At 60.7% G+C, this 23,235-nt stretch carries 22 protein-coding genes; 15 read left to right on the top strand and 7 right to left on the bottom strand.

Annotation, left to right across the window (positions count from 1 at the left end):
* Positions 1-3,515: immunoglobulin-like domain-containing protein (locus tag I5S59_RS24365; protein WP_197878845.1), on the top strand; the 3,515-nt coding region annotated here is incomplete at its 5' end.
* A gap of 158 nt (positions 3,516-3,673) precedes the next feature.
* Positions 3,674-4,015, top strand: a complete 342-nt coding sequence (locus tag I5S59_RS24360) for a tryptophan synthase subunit beta (RefSeq protein ID WP_128323192.1) — start codon at positions 3,674-3,676, stop codon at positions 4,013-4,015.
* A 48-nt stretch (positions 4,016-4,063) separates the two neighbouring features.
* Here the strand turns inward: I5S59_RS24360 and lapD are convergent, their stop codons facing one another.
* Together lapD and lapG are read right to left on the bottom strand one after the other, a co-directional pair.
* A complete protein-coding gene (gene lapD, locus I5S59_RS24355) occupies positions 4,064-6,010 on the bottom strand; it encodes a cyclic di-GMP receptor LapD (RefSeq protein WP_197878844.1) in 1,947 nt (648 codons plus the stop codon).
* Between the two features lie 10 nt (positions 6,011-6,020).
* A complete protein-coding gene (lapG, locus tag I5S59_RS24350; protein WP_232239954.1) occupies positions 6,021-6,659 on the bottom strand; it encodes a cysteine protease LapG in 639 nt (212 codons plus the stop codon).
* Between the two features lie 358 nt (positions 6,660-7,017).
* Between lapG and I5S59_RS24345 the strand changes: the two genes are divergently transcribed.
* The 8 genes from I5S59_RS24345 to I5S59_RS24310 all read left to right on the top strand — a co-directional run bounded on the left by I5S59_RS24345 (position 7,018) and on the right by I5S59_RS24310 (position 13,789).
* On the top strand, positions 7,018-7,710 hold the full coding sequence (locus tag I5S59_RS24345; protein ID WP_197878842.1) for a GntR family transcriptional regulator: 693 nt from the start codon (positions 7,018-7,020) through the stop codon (positions 7,708-7,710).
* 139 nt (positions 7,711-7,849) lie between these two features.
* Complete coding sequence (locus tag I5S59_RS24340) at positions 7,850-8,431, top strand: alpha/beta hydrolase (RefSeq protein WP_197878841.1); 582 nt, start codon at positions 7,850-7,852, stop codon at positions 8,429-8,431.
* 63 nt (positions 8,432-8,494) lie between these two features.
* Positions 8,495-9,436 (top strand): sigma 54-interacting transcriptional regulator, encoded by a 942-nt coding sequence (locus tag I5S59_RS24335; RefSeq protein ID WP_197878840.1) that lies wholly within the window; start codon positions 8,495-8,497, stop codon positions 9,434-9,436.
* 172 nt (positions 9,437-9,608) lie between these two features.
* Positions 9,609-10,394, top strand: coding sequence for a MetQ/NlpA family ABC transporter substrate-binding protein (locus I5S59_RS24330; RefSeq protein WP_128323197.1), 786 nt, complete (start codon positions 9,609-9,611; stop codon positions 10,392-10,394).
* A 441-nt stretch (positions 10,395-10,835) separates the two neighbouring features.
* Positions 10,836-11,501 (top strand): amino acid ABC transporter permease, encoded by a 666-nt coding sequence (locus I5S59_RS24325; RefSeq protein ID WP_197878839.1) that lies wholly within the window; start codon positions 10,836-10,838, stop codon positions 11,499-11,501.
* Complete coding sequence (locus tag I5S59_RS24320) at positions 11,482-12,141, top strand: amino acid ABC transporter permease (protein ID WP_197878838.1); 660 nt, start codon at positions 11,482-11,484, stop codon at positions 12,139-12,141. The genes I5S59_RS24325 and I5S59_RS24320 overlap by 20 nt, the downstream gene beginning before the upstream one ends.
* Complete coding sequence (locus I5S59_RS24315) at positions 12,138-12,914, top strand: amino acid ABC transporter ATP-binding protein (RefSeq protein ID WP_197878837.1); 777 nt, start codon at positions 12,138-12,140, stop codon at positions 12,912-12,914. The genes I5S59_RS24320 and I5S59_RS24315 overlap by 4 nt, the downstream gene beginning before the upstream one ends.
* Positions 12,911-13,789, top strand: a complete 879-nt coding sequence (locus tag I5S59_RS24310; protein WP_197878836.1) for a transporter substrate-binding domain-containing protein — start codon at positions 12,911-12,913, stop codon at positions 13,787-13,789. Before I5S59_RS24315 ends, I5S59_RS24310 begins: the two co-directional genes overlap by 4 nt.
* 77 nt (positions 13,790-13,866) lie before the next feature.
* Here I5S59_RS24310 and I5S59_RS24305 read toward each other — a convergent pair whose 3' ends face one another.
* On the bottom strand, positions 13,867-16,236 hold the full coding sequence (locus tag I5S59_RS24305) for a penicillin acylase family protein (RefSeq protein ID WP_197878835.1): 2,370 nt from the start codon (positions 16,234-16,236) through the stop codon (positions 13,867-13,869).
* Between the two features lie 84 nt (positions 16,237-16,320).
* On the opposite strand from I5S59_RS24305, the gene I5S59_RS24300 reads away from it, so the two are divergent.
* On the top strand, positions 16,321-16,887 hold the full coding sequence (locus tag I5S59_RS24300; protein WP_197878834.1) for a sugar O-acetyltransferase: 567 nt from the start codon (positions 16,321-16,323) through the stop codon (positions 16,885-16,887).
* Here I5S59_RS24300 and I5S59_RS24295 read toward each other — a convergent pair.
* A complete protein-coding gene (locus I5S59_RS24295; RefSeq protein ID WP_197878833.1) occupies positions 16,866-17,435 on the bottom strand; it encodes a DUF6436 domain-containing protein in 570 nt (189 codons plus the stop codon). The genes I5S59_RS24300 and I5S59_RS24295 overlap by 22 nt on opposite strands.
* Positions 17,436-17,532: 97 nt before the next feature.
* On the opposite strand from I5S59_RS24295, the gene I5S59_RS24290 reads away from it, so the two are divergent.
* Positions 17,533-18,474: an alpha/beta hydrolase gene (locus I5S59_RS24290; protein WP_197878832.1), complete on the top strand. Its 942-nt coding sequence runs from the start codon at positions 17,533-17,535 to the stop codon at positions 18,472-18,474.
* On the opposite strand, the gene I5S59_RS24285 is transcribed toward I5S59_RS24290, so the two are convergent.
* Positions 18,475-19,224 carry a DUF2059 domain-containing protein gene (locus I5S59_RS24285; RefSeq protein WP_197878831.1) on the bottom strand — a complete coding sequence of 250 codons (750 nt, stop codon included), beginning with the start codon at positions 19,222-19,224 and terminating at the stop codon, positions 18,475-18,477. It abuts the gene before it with no gap.
* 113 nt (positions 19,225-19,337) lie between these two features.
* Here I5S59_RS24285 and I5S59_RS24280 point away from each other — a divergent pair, with 113 nt between their 5' ends.
* Together I5S59_RS24280 and I5S59_RS24275 are read left to right on the top strand one after the other, a co-directional pair.
* Entirely contained in the window at positions 19,338-19,970 is a 633-nt protein-coding gene (locus I5S59_RS24280; RefSeq protein ID WP_197878830.1) for a 2OG-Fe(II) oxygenase, read from the top strand.
* A 1-nt stretch (position 19,971) separates the two neighbouring features.
* Positions 19,972-20,454, top strand: coding sequence for a DUF523 domain-containing protein (locus I5S59_RS24275; RefSeq protein WP_197878829.1), 483 nt, complete (start codon positions 19,972-19,974; stop codon positions 20,452-20,454).
* 99 nt (positions 20,455-20,553) lie between these two features.
* Here the strand turns inward: I5S59_RS24275 and I5S59_RS24270 are convergent, their stop codons facing one another.
* Positions 20,554-21,138 (bottom strand): transporter substrate-binding domain-containing protein, encoded by a 585-nt coding sequence (locus I5S59_RS24270; protein ID WP_197878828.1) that lies wholly within the window; start codon positions 21,136-21,138, stop codon positions 20,554-20,556.
* A 239-nt stretch (positions 21,139-21,377) separates the two neighbouring features.
* On the opposite strand from I5S59_RS24270, the gene I5S59_RS24265 reads away from it, so the two are divergent.
* Positions 21,378-21,854, top strand: a complete 477-nt coding sequence (locus tag I5S59_RS24265; RefSeq protein ID WP_197878827.1) for a DUF4399 domain-containing protein — start codon at positions 21,378-21,380, stop codon at positions 21,852-21,854.
* 59 nt (positions 21,855-21,913) lie between these two features.
* Here I5S59_RS24265 and serA read toward each other — a convergent pair whose 3' ends face one another.
* A complete protein-coding gene (gene serA, locus I5S59_RS24260; RefSeq protein ID WP_197878826.1) occupies positions 21,914-23,143 on the bottom strand; it encodes a phosphoglycerate dehydrogenase in 1,230 nt (409 codons plus the stop codon).
* Positions 23,144-23,235: the final 92 nt, after the last annotated feature.

The raw sequence follows: 23,235 nt of genomic DNA, 5'->3' as shown, positions 1-23,235 counted from the left end.
CAACCACCGGCACCCTGAAAATTGATGCAAGTAACGGCGAAGACGTCTACACCGACGGCAGCTCGTTGACTGCAACGATCACCGGTGTAAACGGTCCTGGTTTTGAAAGCCTGGGTATTAAAGCGGGCAACGGCTCTGCCACTTCGACGGTGGTGGATACCCTAACCCCATCGACTGTGAGCCTGTCCGGCTCGCAGCAATTCGAAGGCCCGTCGGCGCAGTACATCTTCACCGCCACCCTGAGCCATGCCTCCCAAGGCGTGACCACAATCACCACCGACAAGGGTGTGATCACCATTGCTGATGGCGCAACCACCGGCACCCTGAAAATTGATGCGAGTAACGGCGAAGACGTCTACACCGACGGCAGCTCGTTGACCGCCACGATCACCGGTGTAAACGGTCCTGGTTTTGAAAGCCTGGGTATTAAAGCGGGTAACGGCTCTGCCACCTCGACGGTGGTGGATACCCTAACCCCATCGACTGTGAGCCTGTCCGGCTCGCAGCAATTCGAAGGCCCGTCGGCGCAGTACGTCTTCACCGCCACCCTGAGCCACGCCTCCAAAGGCGTGACTACGGTCACCACCGACAAGGGCGTGATCACCATTGCTGACGGCCAGACCACCGGCACCTTGAAAATTGATGCGGGCAACGGCGAAGACGTCTTTAAGGACGGCAGCTCGTTGACCGCTACGATCACCGGTGTAAACGGTCCTGGCTTTGAAAGTCTGGGCGTTCAAGCGGGCAGTGGCTCCGCGACATCGACGGTGGTAGATACCACCGATACGGTCTTCGCCAAGATCAGCATTGATGGCAACGCCTCTGTCACCGAAGGTGGCGTGCTGACATACAAAGTTGAGTTGGTAGACAAGAACGGTATCGCGGTAACAGTTCCAAGCGGCAAGTCCGTGACCGTAAGCCTGGATTGGGGCGGTTCGGCCAACACCACCGCTGATATCACCGGCAAACTGCCGACCAGCGTCACCATCAGTGGCGGCAACAGCAGCACTTCGTTCCCCGTTCAGACATTCGACGACACCTTGATTGAAAAAAGCGAGTCGCTGACCGCCACCATCAAGGGTGTGACGGACACCAACAACGTGTTCGAAAACCTGGCCGTCGGCAGTCAGAACACCGCTACCGGCACGATTCTGGACAATGACCGCGGCCCAACTGTCACCAGTGATAGCGCAACAATCCAGGAAAGCGGTAAAGGCGGTGGCAGCGATGTGGTTCTGGTGCTTGACCGTTCTGGCAGCATGGGGCCGCAGGGCGGCGATCCAGACGGCAGTGGCCCGTATACTACGCGCATCGCCATGCTCAAGGATGCGGTGAGTAACCTCTTTGCGTCCGGCACTGTGCACTCGGTGTTTATTGTCTCGTTTTCAAGCTCCGCGACGTTCCATGATTCGGGCCAAAATGGTGGCTGGTATACCAATCTTGAAGACGCGATGAAAGCGATTGACGCTATCCAGGCGTCTGGTGGTACCAACTACAACAATGCACTGACAACCGTGATCGACAAATTCACAGCACCTCCACCTGGTGGCGGCAAGCTGGTGTCTATCTTCATGTCGGATGGCGAACCTTCTACTGGTGCTTCGGAAACGAAGTGGATCAACTTCCTCGAAGGCAATAAATTCGACGAATCCTTCGCCGTGGGCTTTGGTGGCCTGAGCAACAGCGATAAGAACTACCTGGAGCCGATTGCCTGGAAACCAGGCGAGACAGCCGGCTCCATCACCAACGGCTCGAACGACAAAAACGTATTGGTAGTTGAAACCTCGCTCAGTTCCTTGACCGATGCACTGGTGAGCAGCGCCGGCGGCAGCGTGGTGTCGGGTAATGTCACCACCAACGATACCGGGGGTACTGCTGGTTGGGCGGCCAATGGCTGGAAGATGGATTCGGTGGAGGTCAACGGTACGATTTACAAGTTCGCCAATGCCAACGACGTGAAAACGTTCGACCTTGGCGATCTCGGCAAGCTGACCTTCAAAGCCGATGGCAGCTATACCTTCACCGGCAAGGACAACTTCGATACCTCAACGTCCCTTCAGACCGTGGTGAAGTACACGGTGAAGGATGCCAATGGCGAGACCGCCGAGTCGACACTGACGCTGACTGTCAATGATCGTAGCGACCCGATTGCAACTGATGACAACACGACGGCTACGTTGACGTCCAGAAGTGTCACAGCAGCAGATACATACACAACACTGGCGAACTTCAACAGTGGCAGTGAAACCAACGCGTGGAAGTTCAACACCACTCCTGTGGACCAGAATCTCGCGGACCTGTCGAGCAGCTCGGTGCTGAAAGCGAATCTCAGCAGCTGGCAGACCAGTTCGCTCAGCGGCAGCACTTCGGATGCCAGCCGCAGCAGCAGTGCCTTGGTATTGAAAGACAATAACGGCAGCAGCGATGGTGATGCCCAGGCGCTGACGCCGACTTACAAGACTGGAACAGGCGCTGGCGAAACCTTGTCGTTCACGACCAGTTTCAGCAACTTCAACAGCGGTGACACCGCACAATGGTCGCTCTACAAGAGCACTGATGGTGGTAACACCTGGTCCTTTGCGCAGAGTGGGTCTATCTACTCCACGACGAAATCGGTTACTACCGATGCGCTGGATGCCAATAGCCAGTATCGGATTCTCCTGAATGTGCACGATGGCAGCGGCAACTCCTCCAGCAAGCTGGCGACGGTAACGTTCGACGATTTCACCGCCAAAGTGCCAGGTGCAACGACCATCGAATGGTCAGCAACGCCAGTTTCTGGCTCGGTGCAAGACAACGACCTCTGGGGCAGCAACGGGGAAACCTCGTCCTTGTCGGTGAAGGTCAACGGCAACTGGATGGAGATCCCGGTAGGCGGCACTACGGTCAAGGGCAGCTTTGGCGACTTGGCAATCAAGAGCGATGGCTCCTATACCTACACCCCGACCGTCAACAAGGATAACGCCGGCAAAACGGACCAGTTCGAGTACAAGGTGACCCAGGCCGATGGCGACTCAGATACGGCACACCTGGACATCACCATCGCTACGACCGGCCCTGGAGCCACTACGACTCAGTCTGCGTCTTACTCGCTGCTGGCCAGTGAGGAGCAGGACATCCTCTTCACCCAGAGTGATTCGCACACGGTATACGGCAACCACGGTAATGACCTTCTGGTCGGCACCAACGCTGCCGACACCTTCGTGTGGAAAGCCGGCGACACCGGTAACGATGTGATTCGTGACTTCAAGCCTGTCGAAGGCGACCGTCTGGACCTGAGTGATCTGCTTCAGGGCGAGAAGGCCAGCACCATCGACAACTACCTGAAGATCACCACGGTCAACAGTGAGTCGACCCTGCAGGTCAGTTCCGAAGGCAAGCTCAACGACGCCGGCGGTCTGGCCAACGCCGACGTGACGATCAAGCTGGAAGGCGTCAACTGGGCCAACACCACGATCAACTCGCTGGTGAGCGGCGCCGACCCGACCATCAAGATCGACCACTCCAACAGCTGATGCCCAGTCCCTGCAGCAACCCGGAAATGGTTGCTGCAGGGTTCGGGCTTGGCCTGCGCGACATTCGCACGGCATACTCGCTCGCCAGGCGCACGGCCGGGCGAGCTTGGCCTATGCTGCTGACTGCGGTGATGGACTCACAATTAGAGGGATACCCCATGTACTACGTGCAACGCGATGCACAGGGTCGGTTGGCGCGGGTCGAGGCCGCTCCCTATGCCGAATACACGGAGTTGTTGCCGGCCGACCATGCCGAGATTCAGGACTGGTTTGCCGACAATACAGTCGAGAACAGCCTCAAGCAGCTCAAGCAAAGTGATCTGGACATGATCCGGGTACTCGAAGACCTGATCGAAGTGCTGACCGCAAAAGGGGTCATCAGCATCACCGACCTGCCGGCCGGTGCCCAGGCCAAATTGCTCAACCGCTCCACGGCGCGTGAGGCGTTAGGCGGCTTGAGCAACCTGATTGATGACAGTGAAGAAAGAGGCCTGATCTAGGCCAAGTCTCTGAAAGCCAGCAGGCCCCAGGGGCCTGCCGGTTACGGTTTACCGCCAGGGCGCCGGCTCGCCGACCAGTCGGCCCTGCACACCGTAAATGCCCATCTCGCACAACACCTTGAGTTCACCTTCGGTTTCCACGCGCTCGGCGATCAGTGGCAAATCGATGCTGTGCGCTGCGCGCTGGATCGCCTCGATGAACAGGCGCTTGTGCTGTTCCTGATCGATAGCGCGAATGTAGCTGCCGTCGATCTTCAGGTAAGCCAGGCCCAGGTGCGCCAGGTTGCCGATCATGCTGAAACGCCCGCCAAAACGTTGCAGGCTCAGGCTGAAGCCCAGTGCGTGCAAGCGCCGGGTCAGCTGTTCGAGTGCGGCCTGATCGGGCAGCTGTTCTTCGCCGATTTCCAGGGTCAGGCGCGGCCCCAGCGCCGTGTATTGACCCAACAGCTCATACACCCGTTGCAGCGTCTTGGGATCGGCCAGGGTCGCTGCCGACAGGTTAAGGGCCAGGGCTTCGGTGTGGTTGAGCAAGTGCTTGAGTACCTGCTCGAGCATCAGGATGTCCAGCCGCGCCGACCAGCCGAAGCGCTCCAGCCAGGGCAGAAAGCGCCCGGCCGCAACGGCCTGGCCCTGATCATCGAGCAAACGTGAAATGACCTTGTAGTGCAGCACCTTCTCCGGGGCATCGCAGGCTACCACCGGCTGGAAAAACAGCTGGAAGCGCCCATGTTCCAGGGCCTCGTCAAGCAGACGATGCCAGGTATGGTGGGTTTCACCGCTCTGCGGCGCCGTGCCTTGCTCAAAGCACACCCAGCCTGGCTCCACTTGCGCCTCGGCGCGGGCCAGCGCTTCATCGGCCAGCTTCAGCAGTGCCTGGGGGGCATCGCCCGGGCTGTAGGGCGCCATGCCGATACAGGCCACCGGTGTGACATCGGTAGCGCCGGTTTCGGCCAGGCTCTGCAGGGTGCCCTCAAGGGCCTGGGCCAGTTGAATCGCCTCTTCATGCACCAGACCGGGGGCCAGTACTGCGAACTCCCCGCCACGGCTACGGGTGATCAGGTTGTTGGTCTCCGGGTAATTGGCGCAGGTGCGCTGCAGCTGCTGGCCGACCGCCTGCAGGAGCTGATCGGTGTGCTGGCCGCCCAGGCGCTGGTTGAGCCCGGCCAGGTCCTTGACCCGCAGCAGCAACAGGTAACCCGGCCGGGCTTCTTCCATGTTGCTGACCTGGGCGTTGAGCTGCATTTCGAAATAGCGCCGGTTGGCCAGGCCGGTCAGGCTGTCCTGATAAGACTCGACCCGCAGCTTTTCACTGCGTTCGGCCTGCTCTTTGAACAAGGCCTTGAGCTTCTCGACCATCTGGTTCATGGCCTGCACCACGCGGCGCAGTTCGGGGGTGCGCGGCAGGTCGGGCAGGCTGAGGAATTCCCGCCGGGCAATGGCGTGCGACTGCTCCACCATATAATCCAGGGGCTTGAGTTGCCGCCGCAACAGCAGGGCGCCTAGCACGGCGCTCAAGGCACCGCACAGCAGCAACCAGCCCAGGCTGCCCAGGGCGCTCTGCCAGAGCTTGGCCAGGGCGAACATAGGGTGGCTGACTACTTCTACGCGGGCAGCCTGTTGCCAGCCACGGCTGACGATGGCGTCGCCGCCGGCAGCCTCAAGGCCGATCAGGCGCGTGAACCAGGCCGGCACGCCATTGGCGTCGGGCTCGGCATGACGTTCCACCAGCACCGCGTTGGAGCCCGAATCGATGACCTTGATACTCGAGTAATAACCGCTGTCAAAAATCGAACTGACCATCAGTTCGACCATGGCCGGGTCATCGATGTTTGGAGTCAGCGACAGTGCCAGCGCAGTGGCTGCGTCCTGGGCGTGCGAACGCAGCTGGTTGACGTACTGGCTACGCGAGCTTTCCAGGCTGACCATGAAGCTGCCACTGAAGGCGACTACCAGGAACAGGCAGATGGCAAGCAGCAATTGTTTGAACAGTGACATCTGTGCTCCTTTAGTAAACCGGTTCGGCCGGGAAACCTTCGGCCTGCATCTTTTTCAACAGGTCCTGCCAGCGCGACAAGCGTTTGGTGTCGCCGACCTTCTTGTTGCCCGTCGCACCGGTCAGCCACAGACCTTCACCGTTGAAGGAGTAGACTGGCAGCAAGTCGGTGCGTTCACTGGCGGGCTTGATGGCATCCATCAGGCTGTCCAGTACCAGGGGCATGGCATTGGGCGTTGCGTAGTAGGTCAGGACCATGTGCGCGCGGTTCTGGCGCAGTGCCTTGACGTACGTGATGCGCAGTTTTTCTGCCGGTACGCCCATGCGCCGCAGGCTGAAGTACTTGGCGATAGCATAGTCCTCACAGTCGCCCGCACCCTTGATCAGTGCCTGGATCGGGGTTGCCCAGTAATCCGTCTCACGCCACAGGTCGATGTCTTCGACATAGCGCAACTGATGGTTGAAGAACTGGTTGACCCGCTTGAGCTGCTCGGCTTCGCTGTCCTGCTTCTGGGTGCTCAGCAGGTTCTGCCAGGCATCGATACGGCCTTGGCCTGCCCCCAGCGGCCCGTACAACGCCTGGGCCTTGCGGCTGATCTGGGAGAAGTCCCAGTCGGCGTGCAGGGTGCCCAGCAACAGGCAGCCGAGCATAACGGCAAGGCTCAGCCGGCGCAGGGTCAGGTGAACAGTCCAGCGTCTCGTCACTACGAAAACCTGCGCAGACCTATGGAAAAGCACCGATGGTGCGGCCTTGCCCCTGAAAAAACAATGGCACCTTACAATCATGGTGGCATCAGCCTGACCACCCACCATTCAGGCGTTTGCCCACCACGTCGGAGTGGCTTCCCTTGGGGAAAAACTTCATTCACGATAGCAACTATCGCCGCACCCATTGCCAACCGTCCTGAGCGGGGGGCCCTTCCGAGCGGTTTGACAAGCACCCACCCCCTGACTACGGTGATTGGATCCAATTCCCGCCGTATTCCGACGACAAAGGGCAGAGTAAAGCGTGACCGAAAAATCCAGACCATTGAGCGAAATACTGGGCAGCGAGCAAGTGCCGCCGCACCTGGCTCGGAGTGTGATTGAAGAGCGGTTGCGCAGCGCTATTCTCGATGGTCGCCTGCCCCCGGGCATGGCGCTGCGTCAGCAAGAGCTGGCGTCGTTGTTCGGGGTCAGCCGCATGCCGGTGCGTGAAGCCTTGCGCCAACTCGAGACGCAATCGTTGCTGCAGGTAGTCGCCCACAAGGGTGCGGTGGTGGCGCCGTTGATCGGCGAAGATGCCATGGACTCCTATGCCTTGCGGGTGCTGCTCGAAAGCGAGGCATTGCGCCAGTCGATTCCCCGCCTTGATGCCGATGACATTGCTCTGGCGCGCAGCTTCATCGCCCAGCTGGAAAACGAAACCCGGCATGCCGAAATCGGTCGTCTGAACCGGCTGTTTCACATGAGCCTGTACAGCAAGGCGACCAACAAGAAGCTGTTGCACCTGATTGAAATCGAGCTCAACGAAGAAGAACGCTTCCTGCGTTTTCACCTGTCTTCGATGGGCCTGGGCAAACTGACGCAGGACGACCACAACGCTCTGGTCGATGCCGCCATCGACAAGTCTGTCGAGGATGCCATCAGGTTGCTCGAGCGCCACTTGAGCAAGGCCGAGAAAACCATCAGGGCCTACCTGGACAGTCGTCCGGCCGAGTAGGCCCGCCCCGCCCGGGTTGCTGCTGATGTGATCGTTAGGTTTAATTTGGTTATTAATAAATAGCTTCTTATTCCTTTACGCTCATATTCATCCCCCTATACTTGGCCTCAAGCACGCAAACCCAGCAGGAGGCGTCCCCATGCGCAATGATTCGATCCGTTACCTGATTGTGCCGGGCTGGCAAGGTTCGCCAGAGGATCATTGGCAGAGTCACTGGCAGCAGGTGTTGCCCAACAGCGCCCGGGTCGAACAGGCCGACTGGCTGACACCACAACGCCAGGACTGGGTCGCCGCCCTGGAACACGCCGTGGCGGCAGATGAGTCGCCGGTGATATTGATTGCTCACAGCCTGGGCTGCATCACCGTCGCCCATTGGGCAACACAAGCCAGTGTCAGCCTGCTGCGTCGCGTCCGCGGTGCCTTGCTGGTAGCCCCGGCCGACGTCGAGCGCCCAACCTGTGCGCCGGCCCTGCAAAACTTTGCGCCCATCGCGCAGCAGTTGCTGCCGTTTCCAAGCCAGGTGGTCAGCTCTGACAACGACCCGGCGGTCAGCGCGCCACGGGCTATGCAGCTGGCACGTGCCTGGGGTGCTGAAGTGGGCTTTCTTGCGGGCGCCGGGCATATCAACGTCAAGTCCGGACACCGCCGCTGGGAACAGGGCTTCGCTTACCTGTACCGCCTGCAGAGCCGCCTGGAACAACACGCGCTGCGCCGCGCCTGATACCCAGGCAAGACCTCAATCAATCCAGCGCCCGGCCCCTGATGCTGCGGGCGGGAGTTTTCCATGAGTCATCACGACACGTTCGGCCAGCCATTGCTGACCTTTCCTGAACTGGACAAAAGCCCCCTGAGCATCCGCGCCAAGGCGCTGGTGTTCGTCGACCCGCGTTCGTTGCAATTGCGCGAAGAGCTGGAGTTGCTGGCGCCGTTGGCGTTGCCGGTGCTGATTCGCGGTGAGACCGGTACCGGCAAGGAATTGCTGGCGCGGCAGATCCACCGTGCCAGTGATCGCAGTGGCCTGTTCGTCTCGGTCAATTGCGCTGCCATCAGCCCGACCTACGCCGATGCCGAACTGTTCGGCTACAGCGCCGGTGCCCACAACGGCGCGCCCAGCAGCCGGGCAGGATGGTTCGGCTCGGCCAATGGCGGCACGTTGTACCTGGATGAAATCGCCGACTTGCCGTTGTCGATTCAGGGCAAATTGCTCGCCGCCCTGGAGAACCGCGAAGTGACGCGGGTCGGCGCCCATCAACCCAACCCCGTGGATGTACGCCTTGTGGCGGCATCGAGTATTGATCTGGCCGATGCCGTGAGTGTGGGCAAATTCAATGAGCGGCTTTACCACTACCTGCACGAAGGCCAGTTGCAACTGCCCGCCTTGCGCGAGCGGGTCGGCGACATCCTGCCGTTGGCCGAGTATTTCGTCGGTATCTACAGCCCGCGGCTGAACCTTGCGGTACCACTGATCAGCGAGGCCGCACAGCGGGTGCTGGAGCTGTACAGCTGGCCGGGCAACACTCGCGAGCTGGAAAACGTCATTCACTTTGCCCTGCTGGTCAGCAGCGGCGAAGAAATTCAGCCCCGCCACCTGAACCTGGCAACGCCACTGCAGGCGCTGCAGAGCCAGCTGGATCAGCTGTGCCAGCACGCTGTGGCGCAGGAGCGCGATGCCTTGAAAGGCTTGCTGGAGCAGGCGCTGTTGCGTTTAACGCAAGGCGCTGCCTGAGGCTATGCACGAGGCGCATCGGCTTTATGGTGTAAATGGAATAAGCAGCTAAATAAAAGATATTGTTCCGGCATAAAAAATCTAGGTATTGTCCGCTCCAAGCCAGCTAGCAATCTGCTGGCAACCTAATTTGCCGTCGACCGATGGCCCAGTATTCGAATAAGGACTGCACATGAAAAAGGCTCTGTTGTTCACTGCTCTGGCGGCCGCTCTGTCGGTTGCAGGTTTCGCCCAGGCGGGCGAAAAACTGGTGGTTGCCGCCACCCCTGTACCGCACGCCGAAATCCTCGAGCTGATCAAACCGACCCTGGCCAAAGAAGGTGTGGACCTGGAGATCAAGGTGTTCACCGACTATGTGCAGCCTAACGTACAGGTCGATCAGAAGCGTCTGGACGCCAACTACTTCCAGACCCTGCCGTACCTGAAGAACTTCAACGAAGGTAAAGGCACCCACCTGGAAACCGTGATCGGCGTGCACGTCGAACCGTTCGGTGGTTACTCGAAGAAGGTCAAGAGCCTGAGCGAACTGAAAGACGGCGCCACCGTTGCCATTCCTAACGAAGGCAGCAACAGCGGCCGTGCCCTGCTGCTGCTGCAGAAGGCTGGCCTGATCACCCTGAAGGATCCGAAGAACGCCCTGGCCACCCCGAAAGACATCGCCGAGAACCCGAAGAAGCTGAAGTTCCGCGAGCTTGAGTCGGCCATGCTGCCACGCGTGCTGGACCAGGTAGACCTGGACATGATCAACACCAACTACGCCCTGGAAGCGGGTCTGAACCCGGCCAAGGACGCACTGGTGATCGAAGGCGCCGACTCGCCGTACGTCAACTTCCTGGTTGCCCGTCCGGACAACAAGGACAGCGACGCCATCCAGAAGCTGGCCAAGGCTCTGACCAGCCCGGAAGTGAAAGCCTTCATCGAGAAAAAATACAGCGGTGCAGTACTGCCGGCGTTCTGATCGCCGCAGGCTTTGAATGCGCTGTAGCCAACGCCGACGTCGGGTGACCACGTCGGCGTTTTTGTGCCTGCTTCAGGTGCGGCGTTGAACCGCGCGCATCAACGCCGCCAGCAGCTTCAGCAGCTCTTGCGGGTCGTGGGCATGCAGCGTCGAAGGGGTATTCATCGTAGTTTTCTTCCATGAAAGTGAGGGAAGTGGCAGCTGTTGGATAGCCGTTGTGGCGGAAAGATCCCGGCACACTCAAGGATTTCTCAGGTTAGCTGTTTGGGTGATATCAATATGCAATAAGGGTATTTAAATAAATATTTTTATACCTTTAGAGTATTAGTCATTGTGCTCACCCGCACTGACAACTCCCGTGTAGAGCGGCCCGTTTATCCTCGGGCCGCGCTGAGATCCTGCCATGTCGTACTGTCACCGCTTGCCGTCGAGGGCTTTTCCATGAGCTTCGACGTTGCGTTCATCCTAAGCACTTTGCCTGCGTTTCTCAAAGCCGTAGGGGTCACCTTGCAGGTGGGCGTGATCGCCATTGCCACCTCGCTACTGGTGGCGTTGGTCAATGCGGCGATTCTGGTCTATCGCACACCCTACCTGCAGCGTGTGGTGCAGTTGTATGTGGAGCTGGCGCGCAACACACCGCTGCTGATCCAGCTGTTCTTTGTCTACTTCGCCTTGCCGAGCCTGGGCCTGAAGATTTCCGGTTTTGCCGCCGCAATCATCACCATGACGTTTCTTGGCGGCGCCTACCTGACTGAAGTGCTGCGTGCAGGTGTCGAAGCGGTACCCCAGGCACAACTGGAGTCGGGACGCTCGATCGGTCTGTCAGAGGGGCAGTTGCTGTGGCACGTGATCCTGCCGCAAGCCGGCTTGCTCAGCTTGCCGTCCCTGTTCGCCAATTTTGTTTTCCTGCTCAAAGAGACCACGGTGGTGTCGGCGGTGGCGGTGCCTGAGATTCTCTACACGACCAAAAGCTATATCGCCCTTTACTACAAAACCTACGAGATGCTCGCAGTGCTCACGCTGATCTGCGTGCTGCTGTTCCTGCCCCTGTCGCTGCTGCTCCGGTACCTGGAAGGGAGGCTGCAACATGGCCAGTTCGGGTCTTGAGTTGTTGCTGGTGTCGCTGCCGCAACTAGGCAAGGGCGCCATGCAGACCCTGGCGATCTCGGCGCTGGGGATTGTCTTCAGTACCCTGGGCGGCGTGGCCTATGGCGTATTGGCGAGCCTGAATCATCGTGGCCTCAACGCGCTGCTGCGCGTTTACCTGGAGCTGTTCCGGGCGATTCCGGTACTGGTCTGGTTGTACCTGCTGTTTTTCGGCTTGCCGATCTTCTTTGCCCTGAGCATTCCCAGCTTCTGGTGCGCCGTGCTGGTGCTGTCGTTGTGGGGCAGCAGCGAGGTCGGTGAAGTGGTGCGCGGCGCCCTGCGCTCATTGCCACGCGGGCAGCGTGAAGCCGGGCTCTCCATCGGCCTGTCGGCCTGGCAGCTGTACGGTTACGTGTTGTTGCCGCAAGCGCTCAAGCGCATGACGCCACCGACCATCAACATTTACACGCGGATCATAAAGACCAGTTCCCTGGCGGTACTGATCGGGGTGGTCGACGTCATCAAGGTCGGCCAGCAGATCATCGAACGCACCTACGAGTCGGTGCTGATCTACGGCGTGCTGTTCCTGTTTTTCTTCTTTATCTGCTACCCGCTCTCGGCCGCCTCGCGTGCCCTTGAGCGCCGCTGGACACACGCATGAGCGCACTGATCGAGTTTAAGGGCTTCAACAAATACTTCGGCGACCAGCAGGTACTGAAGAACGTCGATTTACAGGTACGGCGTGGCGAGGTGGTGGTGATCCTGGGGCCGAGCGGCTGCGGCAAGAGCACCTTGCTGCGTTGCCTCAATGGCCTGGAGAGCGCCGACGGCGGCCACTTGCGCCTGGACGGTGAAGAATTGCTCGCGCCGGGCACGGACTGGCGTCAGGTGCGCCAGCGAGTGGGCATGGTGTTCCAGAGTTATCACCTGTTCGGCCACATGAGCGTGCTCGACAACCTGCTGCTGGGGCCGCTCAAGGTGCAAAAGCGCCAGCGTCATGAAGCCCTGGCCCAGGCGCAAGCCTTGCTGACCCGTGTCGGTTTGCTGGACAAGCGCGATGCCTATCCGCGCCAGCTTTCCGGTGGCCAGCAGCAGCGCATCGCGATAGTCCGCTCGTTGTGCATGAACCCTGAAGTGATGCTGTTTGACGAGGTGACCGCAGCGCTGGACCCCGAGATGGTCAAGGAAGTGCTGCAAGTGATCCAGGGGCTGGCCCGTGATGGCATGACCCTGCTTATCGTTACGCATGAAATGGCCTTCGCCCGCGCGGTGGCCGACCGAATCGTGTTCATGGACGCCGGCAGGATCCTTGAACAAAACGACCCCGAGAGCTTCTTTTCGAACCCGCAGACCGCACGCGCGCAGCAGTTTCTGGAGAAATTCTCCTACATGGAAAGCCTGCCTAAAAAAATGCCCGCGAAGGAGCTGTCATGAAAACTGCCAAGACCTCAAAACTGTTGTTGTCCCTGTTCACCCTTGCCCTGTTGGCCGGGTGCAACAAGGCCGAAGAACCGAACAAACCTGCGGCTGCAGGCGCATCGCCGGCAACGAGTTATCTGGAAACCATCAAGGCACGGGACAAGCTGATTGTCGGCGTGTTTACCGATAAGCCACCGTTCGGCTTTGTGGACGAGAGTGGCCGCTATGTCGGGTTCGATACCGACATTGGTCGTCAGTTTGCCAAGTCACTGCTCGGTGACGAGAACAAGGTCGAGTTCGTTGCGGTTGAACCGGCCAGCCGCATTCCTTTCCTGCAAAGCGACAAGGTTGACCTGATTCTGGCCAACATGACCGTGACCCCGGAGCGCAAGGAAGCGGTGGAGTTCACCAACCCGAACCTGCGTGTGGCCGTGCAGGCGCTGGTGCCTGAGGGCAGCAGCGTGAAGCATCTGGATGACTTGTCCGACAAGACCACCATCGTTACCACCGGCACCACCGCCGATATCTGGCTGACGAAAAATCATCCGGACTGGAAGCTGCTCAAGTTCGAAAAGAACTCCGAATCGCTGCAGGCGTTGGCCAATGGCCGCGGTGACGCCTATGCCCAGGACAATCTGATCCTGTTCAGCTGGTCGAAGCAGAACCCTGGCTACCGCGTGCTGGAAGAAAAACTCGGCGAAGAAGCGCCGATTGCACCGGCAGTGAAGAAGGGCAACATCGAGCTGCGTGACTGGGTTAACGCCGAGCTGGCGCGCCTGGGTGAGCAGAAGTACCTGCTCAAGCTGTATGACCAGTATGTGCGCAAGGAACTGAGCGAAGACACCAAGCCTGAGAGCGTGATCGTCGAAGGCGGCAAGTGGCAGGGGTAATGTGAAGCCGGGGCTGCTGGTGCAGCCCGTCGATGTAAATGCCTGCGTCCAGCCGCTATGGACGCAGGCTCGCCCTGCTAGTTGGCAGGCATCAGGTGCAAGGTGCTTTGTGCCTCAACCACGCCCAGTTGTGCCTTGTGGTAAACCCCCTCTATGTAGTCCTTGGCCTGGTCGGCATAGTGTTTGTCGAACAGCACGCCACTTTGCCCGACCGGGTTGATGGTCAGTGCCTGGCTGGCATCGGCGAAATCAATCAGGCGTCGGGTTGATGGCCCGTAGGTGACCGGCCAGGGTGCAGGGCCGATTTTCGCCGAGAGGTTGTTCGGCACTTCATGGGTGCCCGGAGCGGCGAACGGGCCGACGTTGAACAGCAGGTTCAACGGTTTTTGCAGCCCCAGCGGGTGGTTGTGGGTAAGTGTGTGGGCTTTGCCCCATTGCCAACCGGCCGGGTCGTTGCCCAGCGTTTCACGCAGGTGTGCAAGGCTCGCCCGCCAGGCCTGCTTGACGGCATCGCTGCGGCTGCCATGTTCACTGCTGCCATGCTGCCCCCACCAGGGCGACTCGGCATCGGCGGCCAGGCGCGGCAACGCGGCATCGATGGCGCGCGTGCTGATCAGGGTCTGGAACCAGGCATCGCCCAGCTCGTCATGCAGGGCCGCATAGGCCAGGTCGTAGAGGAACTGGTTGAAGAGCGTGGCGTTGACCGAATCCAGCGGGTAGTCGCCGGTCCAGCTCGCCAGTTGCTCAACGAGCTCCTTCTCCTGATCGCCACTGGCGACTTCGCGCAAAGTCCCCAATAGCGGCGCCAGGGTCCGTGGGCCATAGTCGCTGACGGTGTCGAGCTGCAGCGCCTGGCTGTTTTGCGTATCCCATCGGGTTTGCGGGTCGGCCAGGTGGCGGTCAATCTGCTGGCCGCGGTCGGGCAGGTTGTAGTAGCCAGGAATCGGCATCGCTGCCGGCGGCTGGAAGTTGGCAGAGACGATATAGCCGCTGGCCGGATTCTCCTGCTGCGGGTTGGCGCTGAACGGGTAGAAGCCGAGCTTGTCCGCCTGCGCCGTGCTGCCGTCGAGGATAAACGCCGGGTTTACCCCGTCCGGGCGCACTGGCAGTTGCGCCGCGGCCCACCAGCCGATGTCGCCTCGGGCATTGGCCCAGACCAGGTTGAGGCCGGGTGCCTGGACCTTGGCGGCGGCGGCACGCATCTTGTCCAGGGTGTCTGCGCGATTGATCTGGTAGAAGCCGTCGAGGATCGGGTTTTCGGTTTCCAGAAAGGCCCACCACATGGCAATCGGAGTGGGGCCGGCATTGGCACCGATGACGTCGTTGACGATCGGGCCGTGCGGCGAACGGCGCAGGGTGATGGTGACCGGTGCCTCGCCCTTCACGGCGATGGTGTCCCGGGTTGTGGTCAAGGTTTGCCACTGGCCGTTGATGCGTACCTGCTCGGGATTGTCCGGATTGACCTGTTCGGCGATCAGGTCGACATCGTCGTTCTGGAACATGGTCAGGCTCCAGCCGAAATCCCGGTTGTGGCCCAGTGACGCAAAGGGGTTGAGGGCCTGGTGGAAGCCGTAGAGGTTGAAGCCGGGCGCCGACAGTTCCGCCTCGTACCAGACCGATGGCACCGCAAAGCTGATATGCGGGTCGCCGGCCAGCAACGGTTTGCCGCTACGGGTACGGCTGCCGGATACCGCCCAGGCGTTGCTGCCTTCGTACTGGGGAATGCCGGCTTCACTCAGCGCCTGCTGGCTGGCCAGGGCCAGTTGTTCCAGGCTTTTCCAGTCGGCGGCGGCCAGTGGCGGGCTGCTGTGCAGCGCCCCTTGGGGATTCCAGTCGAGGTCGAAGACCTTCAGGTATTCGCTGCCCAACTGGTCGCGGATAAAGGTCAACGCGGGCTCAGTGCGAAAGGCCGCCGCAAAGCTGTAGGCCATGTAGCCTGCAATACTCAGGGTGTCCTGCGCGGTGAAGGGCCGCGGGGTGATGCCCAGGGTGTCGTACTCCATCGGTTTGGGGTGGCTGTCCTGCCAGGCATTGACGCCATCAAGGTAGGCTTGCAGGGCAAGCCAGGCGGGCGCTTGCTTGTCCTGGCGGGCAACGATGCGCTCGGCCTGTTCGCGGATGCGCAGGCTGCGGAACAAGGTGTCGGTCGGCAGCAGTTTGCTGCCGAGCACCTCGGCCAGTTCGCCGCGAGCCAGGCGACGGATGATCTCCATCTGGAACAGGCGGTCCTGGGCGTGCACATAACCCAGGGCGCGGTACAGGTCGGTCTCGTTGCCGGCCTGGATATGCGGTACGCCGCGGGCGTCATAGCGCACACTGACCGGCGCCTGCAGGCTGGCCAGGGTGACCTCGCCTTCGCGCTGCGGCAACTTGCCTTGCACATACCAGTAACCGCCGCCGGCGGCCGCGGCAATGACCACAGCGAGGAAGGTCAGGCTGCGCTTCATCAAGACTCCTTGTACTTTTTAGCGGACGTTGTGGTCCGATCATCGAGGTAAATCAGGACAGAGGATAGCCCCTGAGGAGGGAAGATGAGTCTTAGCGAAAAACAGAAAATGCTCACTGGCCAGCTCTACCACGCCAGCTGCCCGGAGCTGCAGGCCGAACAGATCGCCAACAAGCACTGGATGCAGCGCTACAACAACAGTGCCGAACTGCTCAACGAGCAGCGTCATGGCCTGCTGCTGGAACACTTTGCCGCGGTGGGCGACGGCGCGGTGATCCGTCCGCCGTTTCATTGCGACTATGGCTACAACATCCGCCTTGGCCGCAACGTGTTCATGAATTTCAACTGCGTAATTCTTGATGTCTGCCCGGTCAGCATCGGTGACGACTGCCAGATCGGTCCGGCGGTGCAGATTTACACAGCGGACCACCCGCTGGACCCGGCGTTGCGCCGCAGCGGTCTGGAGAGTGGCCGCCCGGTGACCATCGGCAGCAATGTGTGGATCGGCGGCGGCGCGATCATCCTGCCGGGGGTGAGCGTGGGCGATGACGCCGTGATCGGTGCGGGCAGTGTGGTGACACGCGATGTGCCGGCCGGGGCGACGGTAGTGGGTAACCCTGCGCGTTCGCGTCAGGGCGTCCAGGGGCAGTAGCAACCCACAGCGAGGGTGTGCGTGGCGCTGACGGCGCGGTTCTGGCTCAGGGCCAGCAGGATCGGCTCGATGAAGCTGTTGCTCGCATTGCAGGTCGCGCCTTCGCTATAGGGGCCAAAGTAGGCCAGCTTGCCCTGGCGGTCCCAGATCGCTACGCCGGGGCTGGCGGGCAGGTGTTCGGCACCGGGAGGCCCGGCCAGTGGTTTGAGTGCCTGCAGCGGCTCGGGCAACTGGCCGCGAGTGCCTGGCTTTTGCACCACATAGAACACCACGCCTTGCGGCGCATACTGTTCGATCAGTTCGGCCAGGTGCTGCTGATTGCCGACATTGCACGGGCAGGCCGGGTCCCAGAAGTGCACCAGGCGGATTGGCCCGGGGCCGGCGATTTCAGCGGGTAGCTGCAGGTTCTCCCCGGAGAACAAGGCGGTCTGGTTGTCGAACGGGCGCAGGTAGCGACTCTGGAAACTGTCATAAGCCCACCACAGGCCAACGGCGCAGAGGGCGGCGATCAGCAGGCCAATCAGGGTACGGGGAGTGCGCGCGTGCATGGGGCAGTATCCGGAAAATGTCGCCTAGCTTGCCATGCTGCCGACGACAGCTGAATATCACAGGTCAATATCCCGCTTTTGTAATTGGAATCGCTCTATGACGGCAACCTTTCAACCCGACGCGTTGCGCGCCAGCCTGGCACCCCTGGTTGCGCGCCAGCCGTTGTCGTCCCAGGCGCAGGCCTATCAGCGTTACTACGGGCTCGACCTGCCGGCGCGCAAGGTCGAGCCACAGCGCTGGCTGGGGCGTTTCGAGGTGGCGGGGTACGAGGTGGTGGGGCAGGTCTGGATGCCGCCAGCGCCGGTCGCAACCCTGGTGCTGTTGCATGGCTTCTACGATCACATGGGGTTGTACCGGCATGTCATTGACTGGGCGCTGGACCAGCAGTACGCGGTGATTGCCTGCGACTTGCCGGGCCACGGGTTGTCCAGCGGCGAGCGGGCCAGTATCGACGACTTTGCGACCTACCAGCAGGTGCTCCAGGCGCTGTTTGAACAGGGTCAGGCCCTTGGGTTGCCACAGCCGTGGCATTTGTTCGGGCAGAGCACGGGCGGGGCGATTGTCATCGATCACCTGCTGCACCGTGGCGCACAAAGCCCGGCCCAGGGCCAGGTGATCTTGCTGGCCCCGTTGGTACGGCCGCGTTCATGGCGGTGGTCGAAACTCAGCTACTACCTGCTGAAGCCGTTCGTCAAAGGCATTGAGCGGCGATTCAGCGAAAACACCAACGACCCGACGTTCCTGCCGTTTTTGCAGGCCGACCCGTTGCAGCCCCGGCAGTTACCCACCGCCTGGGTGGGCGCCTTGGTGGCGTGGGTCAAACGCATTGAAGCGGCACCGGTCAGTGCCCGCCAGCCGCTGATCATTCAGGGGGAGTCGGACATGACGGTCGACTGGCCGCACAATCTCAAGGTGTTGCAGGAGAAATTCGCGGCCCCGGAGATCTTGCTGATCCCCGAGGCGCGGCACCATCTGGCCAATGAACTGCCGACGATTCGCCAGCGTTATTTCGCCTTTATCGACCAGCGTCTGGGCTGACTACTTCAGGTCCGAGGTGTTCTGGCCGACGGCGAGGCCGGCGCGCACGGCGGCCAGGGCGGCCTTGTAGTAGCTCTGGCCCTCGGCAGACTCGGCAAAGGTCGCGAACTCTTCCAGCTCGGCATCCGACAGGTCGCGGTACACATAGAGCAGGGTGTTGTTCAGCTCGCTGCCGATCTGGTCCATCAGGCGCTGGCGCTGACCATCGAGCAGGCTCTGCGCCTGACCGCCACCGAGCAGGCCGGGGATCATCTGGCTGAGGCTGTCGGCGGCCACGCCAGCAATCGCCAGGCTGACTTCGGCGCCGGCTTCGCGGGCGGGCAGCGACTGCGCCAGGTGGCCGATGATCAGCAGGCGGTCATCGCTGGCCTGGATCTTGGGCAGGCCCTTGGCGTTTTTGGCCAGCTGGTCGCGACGGGTGGCGAGCAGTTCGGCGGCGACGATCTTGCGACCCAGCGGCGACTGAAAGAACGCCAGTGCGGGGGCGGGGTTGTCCAGGTTGGCGCGCAGCTGTGCCTGGGCACGCTTATCCACCGCCTGGGCCTGGAAACGCTGGTTGCTGTTATTGACCAGGGCTTGATAAACAGCGGGCGGCAGGCTGTTGCGATAGCGCTGCTGGGCGGCATCGAGGGCATCGGTAAAGTGAGCGCGCTGCTCGGGCCAGCCGGCGACCTTGTAGAGTTGGTCGAGGCTGTCTGCCCAGACAGGCGTGGTGCAGATCATCATCAGCAAAAAAAACAAACGGCGCATTCAGGACTCCTGTCGGCAGGGCGCTATTGTCTTGGCCTTGCCGGGCTTTGTCGAGAAGCCATTGCATACTCTCGGCCAAGTGGCGCTGTCGGATTTCGCAGCAGAACGATACTATGCGCGACATGCACATATCCCCTGATGACCCCCTGCTGTTGCGCATCGTCGACGACCTGGCCACCCGTGGCTGGTCGCAGCAAGATACCTTTCTTCCAGAGTCTTTGACCCTGGCGCTGGCGGCCGAGTGCCGCAAACGCGCAGCCGAGGGCACACTTGCGCCGGCAGGCGTGGGGCGGGGCGTCGCCCAGGAGGTCCGCGAGGGCATTCGTGGCGACCGTATCCAGTGGCTGGAACCCGGCCAGGCCGAGCCTTGTGACCACTACCTGGCGCTGATGGACAGCCTGCGCCTGGCGCTTAATCGCGGCTTGTTCCTTGGCCTTGAGGACTTCGAGTGCCATTTCGCCCTGTATCCGCCGGGTGCCTTTTATCGCAAGCACGTCGACCGCTTTCGCGATGATGACCGGCGCATGGTTTCGGTGGTGATCTACCTCAACGAGGGGTGGCAGGCCGAACACGGCGGCCAGTTGCGCATGACCCTCAAGGGCGATGTCGAGCATGACGTGCAACCGATGGGTGGCTGCCTGGTGGTGTTTCTTTCCGGCGACGTCCCCCATGAGGTGTTGCCAGCCCATCGTGATCGTTTGTCACTGACCGGCTGGTTCCGTCGCCGTGGCAACGAGCCGTTCTAAGATGCACAAGGTGCTGGTCAGTGCCTGCCTGCTCGGTCAGCCGGTGCGCTATGACGGGCGTGCCAGTGGCCATCCCGACTTGCTCCAGCAGTGGCAGGGCGAAGGGCGGGTCGTGCCGTTATGCCCAGAAGTGGCGGGCGGGCTGCCAACCCCGCGGCCGCCGGCGGAGATCCCCGGCGGGCAGGGCGCTGCGGTACTCGATGGTGACGCGCAGGTACTGACTGTCACGGGCGAGGATGTCAGTGCGCAGTTTCTGACGGGGGCGCAGTTGGCGCTGGAACTGGTGCGGCGGCACGGTATCCGCATTGCGGTGCTCAAGTCGGGCAGCCCGTCGTGCGGCAACCGGCTGACCTATGACGGCACCTTCAGTGGTACCAAGGTCAGTGGTGAGGGTGTGACCGTAGCTTTGTTGCGCCGCGAAGGGGTGCAGGTATTCAGTGAGCTGGAGCTTGACGCGGCAGAGCTGGCTTTAAAGCAACTCTGATCCGAAGGCCTCTTCGCAGGCTGTCGCCAGCTCCTACAGGTGAGTGGTGGGAGCTGGCGTCAGCCTGCGATGGGCTGCAAAGCAGCCCCAAAAGCGCGATCACTTTTTCGGCGGCTCGCTGGCATCCATCCCGAACCATTTCTGCGACAGGGATTCGAGCCGGCCATCAGCCTTGATGCGCTGCAAGGCTTTGTCCACCGCACTGTGGAACGCCGGGTTACCCTTCTGAAACGGAATCGTCAGGCTTGGGTTGGCGCCGTTGGTGGCGCCTTCGGTCACCGGTTGCAGGCTATTCTGAAGCACCCCGAGGCTATGGCTCTTGCTCGCGATCAACTGGGCACTGGAGTCGCTGTAGGGTTCGCTGAAATCCAGGCGCTGCTTGAGCTCAGGCGTGGCCGCAACCTGGTCAAGGGCGATGTCGTACTTGCCGGTTTCTACGCCAGGCAACAAATCGTCGCGGGTGGTCACGATGAACTCCGCACGTACATCCAGTTCTTCGGCCAGCATTCTTCCCAGTTCGATCTCGAACCCGGTCAGGCTGTCGTTGTCCTTGAAGTTGAACGGCGGCATGTTGGCTTCGACGGCAATGCGCAGTTCACCGCGGTCGTTCATGTCGTCGATCAGTTCTGCATGTGCCCATGGGCTAAGCAGGGCGGCAAGTAGTACCCCTATGGTCAAACGCATGTAAGTCCCTTGAATTCATTGGCAGTGAAAAAGATCGCCGCAGCTTTCTGATGATGCCACGGTCGAGCGCAACTTAGGACCGCCCCAATGCCTGGATGTTAGACGCAGGGGGAAATATTTTCTGAGAGAATTTTAAGATAAGTTCTGCCCCAATTGATCTATGGTTACAGGCCACTGCCTTTCGTTATCACTGGCAAGGCTATTGAAAGCTACTGAAGAAAAGAACACAGGAGAAGTGAATGAACAGCCTAGTATCGCGTGCAGCCGTCGCCGGCCTGTTGATGGGGGTTTCGGTGTTTGCCGCAGCTGCCGAAGGCCTGAAGAGCCAGGAGCCGCCAAAAGACGCCAAGGTCTTCATCGTTTCCCCGGCCGACGGCGCTACGGTCGACAAGACCTTTACCGTCAAGTTCGGCATCGAGGGCATTGCGCTCAAGCCTGCCGGTGATCCAACCGAGCACTCGGGCCATCACCACCTGCTGGTGGATGTCGACCAGGAGCCGGCTGCCGACCAGGTGCTGCCGACCAGCCTGCTGCCGGAAAACAAGGCGCCATTGCCTGCTGGCCCGCAAGTACTGCACTTCGGCAAGGCGCAGACCGAAGTTGAACTGACCCTGACCCCGGGTAAGCACACCCTGCAACTGGTGCTGGGTGACAAGTTCCACGTACCGTTCAAGCCAAGCGTTGAATCGAAGAAAATCACCGTCAACGTGCAATAACCGTTGCGGCATAAAAAAGGGAGGCCACATGGGCCTCCCTTTTTTGTCGCCAGAAGAACTTAGAACAGTACGCGGGAACGGATAGTGCCCTTGACCTGTTGCAGTTTTTCTTGCGCCAGATCCGAGTACTCGGCATCAACGTCGATCACCACGTAACCGACTTTCTCGTTGGTCTGCAGGAACTGACCGGAGATGTTGATTCCGTTTTCGGCGAAGACTTTGTTGATTTCGCTGAGTACGCCCGGAATGTTTTCGTGGATGTGCAGCAGGCGGTGTTTGCCCGGGTGAGCCGGCAGGGCAACTTCGGGGAAGTTGACCGACGATACGGAGGTACCGTTGTCGCTGTACTTGACCAGCTTCTCAGCCACTTCCAGACCGATGTTGGCCTGTGCTTCGGCGGTGGAACCACCGATGTGCGGGGTCAGGATCACGTTGTCCAGGCCACGCAGCGGGCTTTCGAACTGCTCGTCGTTCGAGCGTGGCTCGACCGGGAACACGTCGATGGCGGCGCCGATCAGGTGCTTGTCCTTGATCGCGGCGGCCAGGTGATCGAGTTCGACCACGGTACCGCGGGCGGCGTTGATCAGGATCGAGCCCTTCTTCATTGCACGGATTTCTTTCTCGCCGATCATCCACTGGGTGGATGGCAGCTCAGGTACGTGCAGCGAAACGATGTCGGCCAGACCCAGCAGTTCGTTCAGGCTGGTGACCTGGGTAGCGTTGCCCAGTGGCAGCTTGGTCAGCGGGTCGAAGAAGAACACCTGCATGCCCAGGCTTTCGGCCAGAACCGACAGTTGGGTGCCGATCGAACCGTAGCCGACGATGCCCAGCTTTTTGCCACGGATTTCGAAGGAGTTCGCCGCGCTCTTGATCCAGCCACCGCGGTGGCAGGACGCGTTCTTCTCCGGGATGCCGCGCAGCAGCAGGATCGCCTCGGCCAGCACCAGCTCAGCAACGGAGCGGGTGTTGGAGTACGGTGCGTTGAACACCGCAATGCCGCGCTCGCGAGCAGCGGACAGGTCGACCTGGTTGGTACCGATGCAGAAACAGCCGACAGCTACCAGTTTCTTGGCGCAGTCGAAAACCTCTTCGGTCAGTTGAGTACGGGAGCGGATGCCGATGAAGTGGGCATCAGCGATCTTTTCCTTCAGCTCGGCGTCCGGCAGGGAGCCGGTGAGGTACTCAATGTTGCTGTACCCGGCGGCCTTGAGGACGTCCACGGCGGATTGGTGGACGCCTTCGAGAAGAAGGAACTTGATCTTGCTCTTATCGAGAGAAGTCTTGCTCATCTGCGTAAACCTGTGTCCCGGAGAAAAAATGGCAGGGAAGTGAAGCTCTCGCAGCATCGGCCTGAAGCACGATCAGCGGGGGGCGTATGCTA

The organism is Pseudomonas alkylphenolica, assembly GCF_016009175.1.
Lineage (GTDB): Bacteria > Pseudomonadota > Gammaproteobacteria > Pseudomonadales > Pseudomonadaceae > Aquipseudomonas > Aquipseudomonas alkylphenolica_B.
The sequence above is the reverse complement of the archived record's forward strand: the minus strand, read 5'-3'. Positions and strand labels throughout refer to the sequence as shown.

Bases quoted from the DNA above. Each gene is read 5' to 3' on its own strand.
- I5S59_RS24335 (WP_197878840.1), top strand. From the start codon at position 8,495: ATGAGTCATCACGACACGTTCGGCCAGCCATTGCTGACCTTTCCTGAA.
- I5S59_RS24295 (WP_197878833.1), bottom strand. From the start codon at position 17,435: ATGCACGCGCGCACTCCCCGTACCCTGATTGGCCTGCTGATCGCCGCC.
- lapG (WP_232239954.1), bottom strand. From the start codon at position 6,659: ATGCTCGGCTGCCTGTTGCTGGGCACCCTGCACGCCGACTGGGACTTC.
- I5S59_RS24305 (WP_197878835.1), bottom strand. From the start codon at position 16,236: ATGAAGCGCAGCCTGACCTTCCTCGCTGTGGTCATTGCCGCGGCCGCC.
- lapD (WP_197878844.1), bottom strand. From the start codon at position 6,010: ATGTCACTGTTCAAACAATTGCTGCTTGCCATCTGCCTGTTCCTGGTA.
- I5S59_RS24290 (WP_197878832.1), top strand. From the start codon at position 17,533: ATGACGGCAACCTTTCAACCCGACGCGTTGCGCGCCAGCCTGGCACCC.
- I5S59_RS24320 (WP_197878838.1), top strand. From the start codon at position 11,482: ATGGCCAGTTCGGGTCTTGAGTTGTTGCTGGTGTCGCTGCCGCAACTA.
- I5S59_RS24325 (WP_197878839.1), top strand. From the start codon at position 10,836: ATGAGCTTCGACGTTGCGTTCATCCTAAGCACTTTGCCTGCGTTTCTC.
- I5S59_RS24340 (WP_197878841.1), top strand. From the start codon at position 7,850: ATGCGCAATGATTCGATCCGTTACCTGATTGTGCCGGGCTGGCAAGGT.
- I5S59_RS24280 (WP_197878830.1), top strand. From the start codon at position 19,338: ATGCGCGACATGCACATATCCCCTGATGACCCCCTGCTGTTGCGCATC.
- serA (WP_197878826.1), bottom strand. From the start codon at position 23,143: ATGAGCAAGACTTCTCTCGATAAGAGCAAGATCAAGTTCCTTCTTCTC.
- I5S59_RS24270 (WP_197878828.1), bottom strand. From the start codon at position 21,138: ATGCGTTTGACCATAGGGGTACTACTTGCCGCCCTGCTTAGCCCATGG.
- I5S59_RS24315 (WP_197878837.1), top strand. From the start codon at position 12,138: ATGAGCGCACTGATCGAGTTTAAGGGCTTCAACAAATACTTCGGCGAC.
- I5S59_RS24310 (WP_197878836.1), top strand. From the start codon at position 12,911: ATGAAAACTGCCAAGACCTCAAAACTGTTGTTGTCCCTGTTCACCCTT.
- I5S59_RS24330 (WP_128323197.1), top strand. From the start codon at position 9,609: ATGAAAAAGGCTCTGTTGTTCACTGCTCTGGCGGCCGCTCTGTCGGTT.
- I5S59_RS24360 (WP_128323192.1), top strand. From the start codon at position 3,674: ATGTACTACGTGCAACGCGATGCACAGGGTCGGTTGGCGCGGGTCGAG.
- I5S59_RS24265 (WP_197878827.1), top strand. From the start codon at position 21,378: ATGAACAGCCTAGTATCGCGTGCAGCCGTCGCCGGCCTGTTGATGGGG.
- I5S59_RS24285 (WP_197878831.1), bottom strand. From the start codon at position 19,224: ATGCGCCGTTTGTTTTTTTTGCTGATGATGATCTGCACCACGCCTGTC.
- I5S59_RS24275 (WP_197878829.1), top strand. From the start codon at position 19,972: ATGCACAAGGTGCTGGTCAGTGCCTGCCTGCTCGGTCAGCCGGTGCGC.
- I5S59_RS24300 (WP_197878834.1), top strand. From the start codon at position 16,321: ATGAGTCTTAGCGAAAAACAGAAAATGCTCACTGGCCAGCTCTACCAC.